At 47.8% G+C, this 13,549-nt stretch carries 12 protein-coding genes; all 12 read right to left on the bottom strand.

What is annotated here, in order from left to right:
* Window positions 1–2 precede the first annotated feature (2 nt).
* The 12 genes from hemZ to secD all read right to left on the bottom strand — a co-directional run bounded on the left by hemZ (window position 3) and on the right by secD (window position 13,448).
* Window positions 3–1,520, bottom strand: coding sequence for a coproporphyrinogen dehydrogenase HemZ (gene hemZ, locus F3H20_RS00915; protein WP_223191548.1), 1,518 nt, complete (start codon window positions 1,518–1,520; stop codon window positions 3–5).
* Window positions 1,510–1,959, bottom strand: a complete 450-nt coding sequence (locus tag F3H20_RS00910) for a Fur family transcriptional regulator (RefSeq protein ID WP_091743562.1) — start codon at window positions 1,957–1,959, stop codon at window positions 1,510–1,512. Before F3H20_RS00910 ends, hemZ begins: the two co-directional genes overlap by 11 nt.
* A 12-nt stretch (window positions 1,960–1,971) precedes the next feature.
* On the bottom strand, window positions 1,972–3,012 hold the full coding sequence (locus F3H20_RS00905) for an AI-2E family transporter (RefSeq protein WP_149733116.1): 1,041 nt from the start codon (window positions 3,010–3,012) through the stop codon (window positions 1,972–1,974).
* A 5-nt stretch (window positions 3,013–3,017) separates the two neighbouring features.
* Window positions 3,018–3,641, bottom strand: coding sequence for an MBL fold metallo-hydrolase (locus F3H20_RS00900; RefSeq protein ID WP_149733115.1), 624 nt, complete (start codon window positions 3,639–3,641; stop codon window positions 3,018–3,020).
* A 10-nt stretch (window positions 3,642–3,651) separates the two neighbouring features.
* Window positions 3,652–4,101 carry a D-aminoacyl-tRNA deacylase gene (gene dtd / locus F3H20_RS00895; protein WP_149733114.1) on the bottom strand — a complete coding sequence of 150 codons (450 nt, stop codon included), beginning with the start codon at window positions 4,099–4,101 and terminating at the stop codon, window positions 3,652–3,654.
* The gene (locus tag F3H20_RS00890; RefSeq protein ID WP_149733113.1) at window positions 4,098–6,311 is read right to left on the bottom strand and encodes a RelA/SpoT family protein; all 2,214 of its coding nucleotides are present in this window, start codon (window positions 6,309–6,311) and stop codon (window positions 4,098–4,100) included. Before F3H20_RS00890 ends, dtd begins: the two co-directional genes overlap by 4 nt.
* A gap of 47 nt (window positions 6,312–6,358) precedes the next feature.
* Window positions 6,359–6,871 carry an adenine phosphoribosyltransferase gene (locus F3H20_RS00885; protein ID WP_149733112.1) on the bottom strand — a complete coding sequence of 171 codons (513 nt, stop codon included), beginning with the start codon at window positions 6,869–6,871 and terminating at the stop codon, window positions 6,359–6,361.
* A 33-nt stretch (window positions 6,872–6,904) separates the two neighbouring features.
* Entirely contained in the window at window positions 6,905–9,433 is a 2,529-nt protein-coding gene (gene recJ / locus F3H20_RS00880; protein ID WP_149733111.1) for a single-stranded-DNA-specific exonuclease RecJ, read from the bottom strand.
* A 125-nt stretch (window positions 9,434–9,558) separates the two neighbouring features.
* Entirely contained in the window at window positions 9,559–10,023 is a 465-nt protein-coding gene (locus tag F3H20_RS00875; protein ID WP_149733110.1) for a hypothetical protein, read from the bottom strand.
* Between the two features lie 192 nt (window positions 10,024–10,215).
* Window positions 10,216–11,214: a hypothetical protein gene (locus F3H20_RS00870; protein ID WP_149733109.1), complete on the bottom strand. Its 999-nt coding sequence runs from the start codon at window positions 11,212–11,214 to the stop codon at window positions 10,216–10,218.
* 110 nt (window positions 11,215–11,324) lie between these two features.
* On the bottom strand, window positions 11,325–12,230 hold the full coding sequence (secF, locus tag F3H20_RS00865) for a protein translocase subunit SecF (RefSeq protein ID WP_149733108.1): 906 nt from the start codon (window positions 12,228–12,230) through the stop codon (window positions 11,325–11,327).
* Between the two features lie 12 nt (window positions 12,231–12,242).
* Window positions 12,243–13,448, bottom strand: coding sequence for a protein translocase subunit SecD (gene secD / locus F3H20_RS00860; protein ID WP_149733107.1), 1,206 nt, complete (start codon window positions 13,446–13,448; stop codon window positions 12,243–12,245).
* Window positions 13,449–13,549: the final 101 nt, after the last annotated feature.

Below are 13,549 nucleotides of genomic sequence, written 5' to 3'. Positions count from 1 at the left end.
CGTTATTCAAACACCCCTGCGATAACCGCATTTCTTTCCGCAAGATAGGTTGTAAGATTTTTCATATATGTATGGACATCCTTGGGATGATAGCAATTTTTAATTTGGCCGGTAAGGGGCTGCACCGCTTTGGTCGTTGCTGCCGGGCCAATGCCAAGGATTGTCTGGTTTTCCTCCATAATCTGGACATTATAGATACATTCTGTTCCCGCTTTTGCATAGCCAACATTTTCTAAATTACCGGACATATATTTCTGCCGGTATAGATAGTAGGGATGCATGTTTAATTCAGCCATGGCTTGTCTGGCAATGGCCAACATGTTTTCCGTCGTTTGGCGTCCCGGCAGTAACTCACTGCATTCCTCCAGCGACATTTTAAGCCTAGATCCTTTTTTCAAAGCTAAAGTGTGTACCGTTACATTATCCGGGTGTAACGCCGCAATACGGGTAACGGTATCCTGCATATCCGCTTCCGTTTCCCCCGGCAAGCCGGCGATAATATCCATATTAATATAAAACTCATCCATACTGCGCAATTTTTGGAACATACTTATTATATCCTCAACAGTATGCTTTCGTCCAATGAGTTTTAAAGTTTTTTCCTGCATAGTCTGAGGATTCAGGCTTACCCGGTTCACGCCATACCGCTTCAATAGTTCCAGTTTGACCTGATTCAAACTGTCCGGCCGGCCTGCTTCCACGGTATATTCCGTAGGAACGGTTTCTCCCAGAAAGAATTTAACCATTTCCAATAGCTGCCGGAACTGTTCATTGAGCAGGCTGGTCGGCGTTCCCCCGCCAATATACACCGTTTGAATTTCCAGTCCGTATTGGTTGATTAATTGCCTGGCAGCGCATAAATCCATTGCCAGCGCCGTCAAAAAACTCCCTACCGCTGCTTCCGCAGGCAGTGCAAAGCCAGGGAACGAACAATACAGGCAGCGGGACGGACAATAAGGAATGCCGATATACACACTGATTTGCCTGGCGTTATGACGAAACTGAGGCAGCCGGTTCTGACGGCCGACCACCTCAACAATCAACTCAGCCTTATCTTGGTCCAGGGCATAATCGTCAATCAGTTTATCAATCACCGATTCCGGTGTCAAACCGGGCTCCAGTAATTTCCGGACCATTTTACCAGGCCGCACCCCGGACAGAATACCCCAGGGGCCGCCTTTCTCGCCTGTAATCCGCCGCATAAGCACTAGCAAATTCAGGCGCACCAGCCGGCGGGCCGTCTTAGCCGCTTCCGCCGGCGAGGAAACCGCATGCTGAGCTTGTTCAAAAGAAACCGTTGACCCGGACTCCCGTACAAAAACCGTTGTGCTGACCCGGATTGCGTTAGCTTCTTCTGCCGTATAATTGTCAATATAGAAGCTATCTTTCGCTAGCTGTTGCCAAACAGTCCGGCCTAGCGGCAGTTCAGCGGAACCTATTTGAAACAGGTTCATAATGGCCCGGATATCCTGCAAAAACAGCTCCTGATTCTCCCCGGTGAAATACGTACTAGGTCTCACTTTTCTTTTGGCACTCCTGACAATAGCCGTAAAATTTAAGCTGGTGATCCACCACCGCAAAATTGCTTTTCCGGGCTACCGCACTTTCCAGTGCATCCAGCAAATCATCCTCAAACTCCCTTACCTTACCGCAGGACAGGCATATTAAATGATGATGATGGTGGCTGGTGCTGTCTTCGTTAATCTCATAACGGCTGCGGCCATCACCAAAGTCCATCTTTTGCAAAACCGATAAATCACTTAGCAATTCCAACGTCCGGTATACGGTAGCCAAGCCGATTTCCGAGGACTGATCCCGCAAAATGTTATGCACATCCTCCGCGCTTAAGTGTTCTCCCTGATGATCAAGAAAAGCCTGCAACACAATTTGACGCTGTGAAGTCAATTTATACTGCCTTTCCCGAAACATCTCTTTTAATTGGGCCATAGTAATACTCATTTTTCATTTCACCTATCTTTCTCTATGCCATAAATGTCTAACAAGTACTCTCAAGAGCGCCGCTACCGGCACTGCCAGGATCATCCCTGCAATGCCAAATAATTTCCCCCCCACCAGCAGACTGATAATAATGATAACAGGATGAAGTGCAATCGAATGTCCCATAATCTTGGGTACAACCACATGATTTTCAAGCTGATGGATCATCAGGTAAAAAATAATCACCTTAAGCGCCAGTGCCGGCGCCGTTGCGTAAGCCAGTAAAATGGCCGGCAAAGAGCCAACAATCGGACCGACAATCGGAATGGTTTCCGTAAGCATCGCCAGCAGCCCCAGCACCATGGGATATTGGACACCCATAAGGTACATGCCGGCAAATACCATAAGACCGATCACAATACTTACCAGAATCTGACCGCGAATGTATTGACTTACCACCTCCGCCATTTCGTCGATAATGACTTTCGCTTTATGCCTGGTTTCACCGGGAAATACCGCCAGGAGATCCCCTTTTAAAAACCGCCAGTCTTTAAGGAAATAATAGGTCAACACAGGTACAACAACCAGTTCAACTGCTCCCGACGCAACAGAAAAAGCCGTATTCAGCATCCGTTTGGCCAGATCAATCGTGTATGCTGTGGCCCCATTCAAAACTTGATCGATAATATTGTGAATATTATCGGGTATTTCCACATTATGTGTATTTTTTTCAAACTCTATCGAAATCATCTTCAACTTGAAGATCAGCGACGGTAAATCAGCCAGGAATTTATAAAACTCAATAATAAAAGGGGTAAATAAAAAGACTGCAATGATCGTCACCAGTATAGCTGCACAAACAAATGATAAAAGGGTTGCCACGCCCCGGGGCAAATGCCGGTGAAAAGGCCAGATGGGAACAGCTACGAAAAAATCCACCACGGGATTTAAAACAAAAGATATCACCATGGCCAGCAGAATAGGTAAATAAATAGCGCTCACTTCATTTAACAGATAGATAATAACGGCCGCAGCCACCAGTTTTAAATAACCTGTTTGCGTCTTGGTCAACATAGGTTTCACATACGGATGAAGGAATTCATCCGGCGCTCCCATCCAATGGTGGTAGCCGGCCCATGCCCCGGCAATACCTTTATGTCATCGGGCAGCACCATCAGTTTTTCCCGTATTCCGGCAATCAGCAATTCGCTGGACCCGCCGGGAAAATCAGTCCGTCCGACCGATTCGGCAAACAGGGTATCGCCACTGAGCAAAAACTTATCGCCCAACAGACAGATACCGCCGGGCGTATGTCCGGGAGTATGAAGCACCTTAAGTGTACCCTCCCCGACAGCAATTAAATCCTCTTCCTGCAAAAGCCGGTCCGCCGCCTGACAAATTACCGGCGCGCCGATATAAACAGACAGGTTGCGTTGCGGACTTGTCAGCATGGCGGCATCGTCGGCATGAATATAAACAGGCGCTTGGGTAGCCTCCCTGATTTTATCGTTCGCCGTGATATGATCAGCGTGACCGTGGGTATTCACAATGACCGTTACCTGAAGCCTTTGCTCTTGTACTGTTTGCAATATTTCCGTCGCGTTGGCACCGGGATCCACCACAATGGCCTGCCTTGTTTTCTCACAATAGACAATATAACAATTTGTTCCCAGTGCTCCTACTTCGATTCCTATCACTTCCATGTAATCCCTCCTAAAAGGTTCTCTTACTGTCCAACAGCAACGTTACCGGTCCATGATTAGCCAAAGTGACAATCATTTCCGCCTGGAACTGCCCGGTGCCAACCCTTACTCCCAAGGAAGAACAGATTTTTACAAAGACTTCGTACAACTCATTGGCCTCACCAGGCGGTGCCGCCGTTGAAAAGCTGGGCCTGCGTCCCTTGCGGCAATCTCCCAACAAGGTAAACTGTGAAACGACCAGTAATTCTCCCCTGATATCAAGGAGAGACAAATTCATTTTCCCCTCCGGATCAGGAAAAATGCGCAGGTTTACAATTTTTTCCGCCAAATACCGGACATCCTGCAAGGTATCCTCTTGTTCAACCCCCAGTAGAACAGTCAACCCCCGGTCAATTTGGGAATTTGTCTGACCGTTCACCACAACGCTTGCCTTATCGGTTAACTGAACTACAGCCCTCATGCCGTACCTCCTACACTAAGCGTCGCCCGATGCACACTGTATACATCTTTCACCCGGCGGATTTTGGTCATAATATGCTCCAGTTGATTCAAATTGCTGATATCCAGCGTTAAAGTGATCACCGAGGTTTTATTTTTTTGCGGCCTTGCATTGACCGAGCTGACATTGGTCTTGCTTTCGGCGATCACCATGAGAATATCGGACAACATGCCGGCCCGGTCGACGCACTGCACCTCAATGGCCACCTTATAAACGCTATCGGTATTGATATCCCAGCTAACCTCAATCATCCGGGCATATTCCTCGGGATGTCTTAAAATATTCGTGCAGTCGGCCCGATGGATGGATACGCCACGGCCTCGCGTAATATAGCCAAAGATCGGATCACCAGGGACAGGATTGCAGCAGCGCGCCAACCGCACCATGAGACCGCCTTCCCCTTCGACCAAAATGCCGTGGCTGGATTTTTTCTTCGTATTGTTTTTCGGCTTTAAATCGGCTAATAGCTTCGATACATCGGGCGGCGCCGCTTCCCGCAATTCCTTTTTATAAATTTCTATGAATTTAGCCATGACGGCGTGAGATGTGGTACCGCCAAAGCCCAGTGCCGCAAACAAATCGTCGGCATTTCCCGCTATATTCAACTTCTTGGTGATTTCATTCAGCCGGTCGCCTTTACTAACCTCTTTCCAGTCATAACCGAGTTTTTTGCATTCCTTCTCGATCAGCTCCCGGCCCTTGACGATATTTTCTTCCCGTTTTTCCTTCTTAAACCATTGTCTTATCTTGTTTCGCGTATCGGAAGAGCCAACTATATTGAGCCAATCCCGGCTGGGACCGCTGCTTTGCTTGCTGGTAAGAATCTCGACAATGTCGCCGTTTGCCAACGTATACTCCAACGGCACAATCCGGCCATTCACTCTGGCGCCCACACAGCGATGCCCTACATCGGTGTGGATCCTGTAGGCAAAATCAATCGGTACCGATCCGGCCGGCAAATCAATGACATCACCTTTGGGCGAAAACACAAACACCTCATCGGCAAAAACATCCAGCTTTAAAGTCTCCATAAATTCTCGTGGGTCCCGTAAATCCTGCTGCCATTCCAGCAGTTGGCGCAGCCAGGACAGTTTTTCATCAAAATCTTTGCTGGTCCCTTTACTGCCCTCTTTGTATTTCCAGTGAGCGGCAATGCCGCACTCGGAAATCCGGTGCATCTCCTGCGTCCTGATTTGAATTTCCAAGGGATGGCCCTCTGTCCCGATCACGGTCGTATGCAGCGACTGATACATATTAGTTTTGGGCATGGCAATATAGTCCTTAAACCGCAGCGGCAGTGGCTTCCAAAGGGTATGCACGACACCTAAGGCGCCATAGCAATCCTTTACGGTATCCACGATAATACGAATGGCCGACAGGTCATAGATTTCACTCAAATCCTTATTCCCTTTAACCATCTTTCGGTAGATACTGTAAAAATGCTTAGGGCGCCCCTGAATGTCAGCTTTGATATCCACCGCCTTCAGCCGTTCCGTTAATATGTCGATGGCAGAATTGATCAGCAGCTCCCGTTCTTTGCGCTTTTGCTTTACCTTCTCAACCAGCTCATAATATTTATCAGGCTCCAGATAGCGAAACGCCAAATCTTCCAGTTCCCATTTAATATTTGACATCCCCAGCCGATGAGCCAGCGGTGCAAATATTTCGATTGTCTCCTGGGCGATTTTTCGCTGTTTGGCTTCCGGCATATATTTCAAGGTACGCATATTATGCAATCGGTCGGCCAGCTTAATCATAACTACCCGTATATCCTTCGCCATCGCCAGAAACAACTTCCGCTGATTTTCCAGTTGTTGCTCTTCTTTGGATTTATACTCAATCCGGCTAAGCTTGGTAACACCGTCTACCAGCATAGCAATTTCCTTGCCAAATTTCTTTTCCAGTTCCTCCAGGGAAAATTCCGTATCTTCCACGACATCATGCAGGAGTGATGCGCTGATGGTTACAGCATCAATTTGAAGATCAGCCAGGATCTTCGCAACACCCAGCGGATGGAGAATATACTCCTCGCCCGATATGCGCTTTTGCCCTTCGTGGGCATTATAGGCAAGACGATACGCCTCCTCAACGAGATGAATCGGAGCGTCAGGCTGGTAAGACTGTATCTGGCTGATAACATCTTCTATGGTTATATTGGTTTGTGTAGACATACGCATACCCCGCTATAAAACATATGATAATGAATTGAATTCTTACTTCAATAACTGACTAAAGAAACTACATTATATCCGGCCAATCTTTCCCGGCCCTGCAAATAGGACAGTTCAATCATAAAGGCTATGCCGGCCACCTCACCGCCCAGTTCCTCAATGAGTGCAATCGTGGCCAGTGTCGTTCCGCCGGTGGCCAGCAAGTCATCGACAATTAATACCCTTTGTCCCGGTAAAATAGCATCTTTATGCACTTCCAGTGCATCATGACCGTACTCCAGCGAATACTGATGACGGATTGTTTCAGCCGGCAGCTTGCCGGGTTTGCGCACAGGAATAAAACCCGCTTCCAGCGCATAGGCCACTGGTGCCCCGACCGCAAAACCGCGGGCCTCCGGGCCGACCACCAAATCGATTTGCTGGTCTTTAAACGAAGCAGCCAATTGATTAATGGCAGCCTGAAAAGCTTCGCCATCTTTCAGCAGCGTCGTAATATCCTTAAAGCGGATACCCGGCTCGGGGAAATCCATAACCACTCTAATTTTTTCTTTAAAATTCATCTGTACGGCCTCCTAATTCGTGATCCAGTATAATTAAGCTATCCATGTTAGAATTTCATTGGCAGTGGCCTCCATAACTTGCCGAGCAAAACGGGAGAACTCCTCCAGTTTTTCTTGGCCTGCCCGGAACGTCAAAGACTGCTCAATATCCAATTTATGCCCGGGCGGTTTTGAAAGCACCAGACGCCAGCAACCATCCTGCCCGTTCAGAACCTTCAGTAATTTCAACTCAGTCAGAATTTGCAGCGCAGCAGCCACACCGTCTTCCGTTATAACTATATTATGCTTTTTAAAAATCATTTCTTTTATTGTCCGGGTCGTTATATCTAATGGCCGATCTTGCTCTGTTTCGCTTCGTAGCAATAGATAAACATACCCAGTAATCGCCCTATCGGGCAGGCTGGATTTAAGAAGCGAACCGGTCTGACCAATATCGTTTTTGCCAAAGACCAAATGCAGTCGAAAACCGTCAACGTCCCGTTCCAGCTTGCTGCATTGCTCGCTGAATTCCTTTTTATTCAATACGGCATGGTAAAATACGACATGCCTTACCGCCGGAAGGGCAATATCCACACAGACATTAGCGACTAGTACGACTGCCTGCATTTCTCCGTTGCGCCACCGGCTTTCGATCGTTTCGCGCCGCTCGACCGTGCATTGCTGGCTGTACCAGTCTACGGCAAACCGACCGTCAACAGCCCGAGTTAGCTGTCCGATCAGCTCGCCCGCCTGTATCGCTGTATTGACATAAATAACCGTTTTTTCACCTGTTGCTAAAACTGCCAAGATATGTTCCAGCTTGTTGGCAGCATTGCGATAATCATGCAATTCCAGATGATGGTTTGACGATTTAATTATAGCATGGTTTTCTTTTTCTTTCACTGCCGGACGTACATCCAACGCCTTTAACTGTAAATTCCGGGCACCGTTCCACTCGTTGATTTCCGGCACAAAGGCGACATCGACCCGGTTACCGATAACCGGAGCCAAAGAACCTAACTGCCAGGCAATCACATCGCTGCCGCATTTTTTTTGCTGAACTCTCATTTTCAGATGGCGTCCCTCCTGACCGATCGCTCTGGCCTGTGACACCTCCAGGTTTTCACAGGCTAACAGCGGAGCGGCATTTCCCATGCCATAGGGAGCCAATCGTTTCAATTCCTCCACCAAGCTAAAATCCACTTCCGTCAGAGAAACTAACGCATCAATCTGCAATTCCGGGATCAAGGCCTCCGGCGGCAACATCTTTCCGGCAATATCATTCAGCCGCTGCCGGAAAGCCTCCAGGTTTTCCGGCAGAATGCTAAAACCGGCAGCCTGGGAATGTCCGCCAAAATGCAAGAGCAAATCGGCACATTGCTGCAGCGCCTGATAAATATCGAAGCCGGCAACGCTGCGGCACGAACCGCGCCCCTGACCATCCTGGAAGGCAATCATAATCACCGGCCGGTAATATGTATCCACTAAGCGGGAAGCTACAATTCCGATAATTCCCGGATGCCAGTGTCCAGCCAGTACCATGACCTGATCGGAGCACTGTCCGGCCGCCTGCCCGGCTTCTTCCAGAATCTGTTTTTCGATATTCTTTCTTACGGTATTCTCATTTTCCAGTAATGCAGCAATTTCTTGCGCTCTCATCTCATCCTCGGTAATCAATAGCTCCACGGCCAAATCGGCCTTTCCCACTCTCCCTGCCGCATTAATTCGCGGAGCAAGCACAAAGCCGACTTTATCAGCTTCCAATTGTTCCGGCAGCAGTTTACAGGTATTCATCAAGGCCCGTAAACCCGTATTGGTTCCCTTAGCCATTTCCGCCAATCCCGCTTTTACCAGTATCCGGTTCTCACCCAGGAGCGATACCACATCCGCCACTGTACCCAGCGCCACCAGATCCAGACAATTAAGCAGGCTATCTTCTCCCTGCTGCTGGCGCCAGAGTGCCTGACATACTTTATAGGCAACACCGACTCCGGCCAGTTGTTTTTCCGGATAACCGCAGTCCGGTCGTTTCGGATTGATTACGGCATAAGCCGGCGGCAGTTTTTCCGGCGGCTGATGATGATCGGTGACAATAATATCCACACGTTCCTGCATACCGCCAACTTCGGCTGCGGCGCTAATCCCGCAGTCAACAGTGACAATCAACCCGGTCCCTTGCTCATACAAACGCTCCAGCGCAGCAGCGTGAACCCCATATCCCTCGCTTTGACGGTCAGGTATATAATATCCCACTTCACCGCCCAACCGTCGTAATGTCCGGTAAAAGAGCGCGGTAGCGGTAATGCCATCCACATCGTAGTCACCATATATGGTGATTTTCTGTTTATTGTCCAGGGCCGCTTTAATACGCTGTACGGCTCTGTCCATGTCTTCCAACTGATGAGGATCATGGAGCGCCTCTTTTGCACCATACAAGAAAGCTCTTGCCTCTTCTATATTATCCAAACCCCGGTTCAGCAAAATCTGAGCCGTAATCCTGCTGATTCCCAGCGCGGCACTCAGACGGGACTGGATATCGGGCCGGGGCTGTATGGGATTCCATCTTCTACAAATCCTGGACATAATACCTCCACAGACTAAAATAAATAAAATGACGAATTGTACTATATTTCTAGAACATTTCTCAATATTCCTTTAAAAATGGCAATAAAAAAGCTACTATGGCAGTAGCGGCCGCCATGTTGTCTTCATGGCATAAACAAATAGTTAGTGGCCAGTCCAAACAGGATTAAACCACAAACTCCCCGCAGTAGCAAAAGCATAAACAAATAGGGGGCTCCCCGGAAAAAATCATCACGGCTAGGCATCAAGGTCTTGCCAATTAACGTCTGCCAGACAAGTATGCCAGGCAAAGTTCCGATAAAGGCACTGGTCATCAATACTCCGGCAAAATTTCCAACTGCCGTATCGATGACAAAATGCAGCGCCTGTTGTTTCATTAGATAGCCTCGCACTAGCCTGCCGCCCAGTTCGGCAATCAGAACAACAGTCAGTACAACCGGCCAAAAAAACGCCGGCAAAAATGCTTCCGTCACCATATAATAACCGGCAATCCCCAAAGCAATCATGGCGGTTCCCGGTAAATTAGGCGCTAATGTGCAAACCACACCAGCCATCATCCACAAAATCAGTATCGCTTTCCATAACAACATCTTTCGAATACGCCCTTTTAGAAACAGTGTAGTAACAAGCTTATATTTCAATCAAATGACTTGTCTGAATTTCCATTTGCTGCGTTGTTATCATTAGACGTAGGAACGGCTATACCTCATTCCTCTGTCTTGCAGATGAAAATTCATCCTACATACTTTGACCAAAATAGGAACATGTCACTACACTAGCCTTTACTGCCTGTATAGGAAATATACGCTATACAGTAAAAACAGCACCATACTGAGCCCTGCAATACTGATAATCGATAGCATAACGGTAAAAGGCAGGTAGCTGCCAAGTGAAACCAGGCCATAGGCAATGGCCAGTGAACGCCAAAAGGAATAGCCTGTCAACACGCTTACCTGTCGTGCGTTAACCAGCATAGCCGGTGCCATGGTATTCAAAAAGGTACAAAACAGTGCCAAATGAAAAAGCCACCACACCGGTTGGCTTAAAAAGCGGCCGGCAAGACCGGATAAAGCCAACGGCCCTGTTGCGGCTGTTCCCACGATCAACTCGGCAACCAGCAGGGTAAACATGCCCTCCAGAAGCTTGGCAAGTATCACCAGCAGAATGGTTTTATACCCTTTTCCCGCTAAATGAGCTGCCGCTTCCACAGTGAGAATAGAACGCATGCCGCCAATATTATAGCCAATTAGAATACTTAAGGTAATCCAGCTAACATCCTGCCACTGCGGCCAACTCAGTGACCATTCCGGTTTAGCAGAAACCAGCAGGTAAAAAACCAGCGGGATAAGCACTAGAGCCAAATAGTTGGAAAATTTCACGATATCTCTGCCCCGACCGGCAGCCAATAAGGAAAATAAAAGCAAGCAAAATGGAGCACCCCAAAAATGCGGAATGGAAAACAGCTTTTCCAAAATATATCCCGTGTAGTAGCCACCGGTCAAAGCACTGGCTGGCAGGCAAACCGACAGCACGGTAACGGCCAGCAGCTTTTTTCCCCAGCGCCGGGACATTGCACCAGCCAACACAGTCAGTTCCTGTCTCCCCTGTACACCAATCCACCCTGCCATGCCGGTCATACAGGTTCCCAGAAAAATATATACGATAACAGTGGCTATAAAAACCTCTCTTGGTAAAAAAGCAGCCAAGTCGGGGACAAGGGCCACATTATCTCCCGCAATATGGGCTACCGCCAGGTAGAAAGCCGGTAAAAATATCCACATATCCTTTCACCCGCCTTTACTGCTACTATGATATTAGTAACGCCGCCACTTGGTGAAGGAATAGTGAAAATAAATGAAAGTCCGGTCTGAACCGGACTTTCCAAAAGATATTATTTCGCTTTTGCTCTCCCGGCCAATCTTTTCCGGTCGGCATATTCCTTCCAGGTGACCCAAATCGGACTGGCATTAAAAATGGACGAATATACGCCACTGATAAAGCCCACCAACAGAGCAAAGGAAAAGTTCTTAGTTGTTTCCCCGCCAAAGAAATATAAGGAAGCAGTGGCAAACAGTACGGTAAGAATGGTGTACAGCGACCGGGTCATAGTCTGCCAGATGCTATGATTTACCAATTCCTGCAGGCTTTCATTCTTCCGCTGCATTTTTAGATTTTCCCGTATCCGGTCAAAAATAACTACCGTATCGGTAATGGAATAACCGACAATAGTTAGAATGGCAGCTACAAAAGAAGAGTCGATCTCTTTTTGCAGCAAAGAGAAAACGCCCAGTACAACCAGCACATCATGAAAAATAGCCAATATACCGGAAACGGCAAATCTAAACTCAAACCGATACGTCAGGTACAGTACCATAAAGAATGCTGCCAATAACACGGCCTTTATCGCTTGCCAGGTCAATTCAGAACCAATAACGGCACCGACCTTTTCCACCCGCTGGACTTCAAAATCGCCCAGCCGTTTATGCATATCCTCTATTACAACGCGCCGTTCATCGTCATCGAGCACTCTAGTCCGGATAAAGACGTTCTGCGCCGCTTCCGCCTGACTTGTCGAAGCCAACTGGATGGTACTATTGCCCAGTTGATAATCGTCTAAAACCGTACGCACCTCAACTACCGTAACCGGCCGGGCAAATTGCAGATCCAGCAGTGTGCCGCCGGTAAAATCTATCCCCAGATTAAAGCCTCGCAGCACCATGGAAATCAAGCCGGGAATGATAATCAGCGCAGAGAGTGCAAACCAGAGGTATCGTTTTCCAATAATATCAAATTTCATGTTTTCGCCTCCCTACGCCCCAAAGATTTTTCCGCTTTTTACTAAGTTTGCACTTATCAGCATTTTCAATAAGAAGCGGGTAACGGTAATTGCTGTAAACATACTCAAAATAATCCCCAGCCCCAGGGTAATGGCAAAGCCCTTAACCGGACCTGTACCGAGAAAGAATAACACAACGGCTGCCAGCAGTGTATTGACATTGGAGTCGATAATACTGCTAAAAGCACGGTTAAAACCGGCATCCATCGCGGCCCGCAGCGTTTTGCCGGAACGGTATTCTTCCTTAAACCGTTCAAAAATCAAAACGTTGGCATCCACGGCCATGCCAATTGACAAAATAATACCGGCAATACCGGGTAAGGTCAACGTGGCGTTCAATGATTTTAAACCAAAAAGCAGCAGCATAACATATAATGCCAAACTGATGTTAGCCACAAAACCGGACAGGCGGTAGAAAAATAGCATAAACAGAACAATGGCCGAAATGCCAATGGCAAAGGCTGTTTTACTCTTTTCCTTTGAATCCATCCCCAAAGTAGGGCCTACGGTTCTCGTCTCCATAACTTCCACTTTTACCGGCAGAGAGCCTGAACGCAGCAAAATAGCTAAATTCTGTGCTTCCTCAAGCGTCTTGCTGCCTGTAATCTGCGCCTTGCCACCGGTAATCGGCTCCTGCACCACAGGGCTGGTAAGCACCTGCTTATCCAATAAAATGCTAATTGGTTTTCCCACGTTTTTGGTTGTCAGGTCGGCGAATTTCTTCGCCCCTTCATCGGAAAATTCCAGGGCAACCACATTTTTGTTTGATTGTTCGATCTGAGCCTGCGCATTTTTCAAATCGGTCCCGGTCATCACGGTAGTTCCCGTTACATCCTTAAACTCCAGCATCGCCGTCTTGCCGATCAGTTCGATTGCCTTGTCAGGATCGTTAATCCCCGGCAGCTCCACAATAATCCGGCGGTCTCCCTGGCGTTGAATGATCGGTTCCGTCAAGCCCAGGTCATTGATCCGGTGCTCAACAATTTTGACCACCCGCTGCACAGCATCCTCATCGACCTTGGCTTCCGGCGTATCTACCGCCTCCAACACGACATGGGTACCGCCCTGCAAATCAAGACCTTGCTTAATGGACAAAGCCAGGGGTGAAATGAAATAGCCGGCAATAGCTAAAATCGCTACTACTGCAACTAAAAACTTAGTCAAATTCCCCACTCTCAATGATTTCTCCCCCTATTCTCATATTCTCTTACCTTTTTGCACGAGGTTAATTATATCCGAAATTTTGAAATAATGTCAACGAATCCCTTGAGTGTGTTTTC

This window comes from Propionispora hippei DSM 15287 (assembly GCF_900141835.1).
In the GTDB taxonomy this organism is placed as follows: domain Bacteria; phylum Bacillota; class Negativicutes; order Propionisporales; family Propionisporaceae; genus Propionispora; species Propionispora hippei.
Note: the sequence above shows the minus strand (reverse complement) of the source record. Positions and strands in the feature narration are given on the sequence as shown.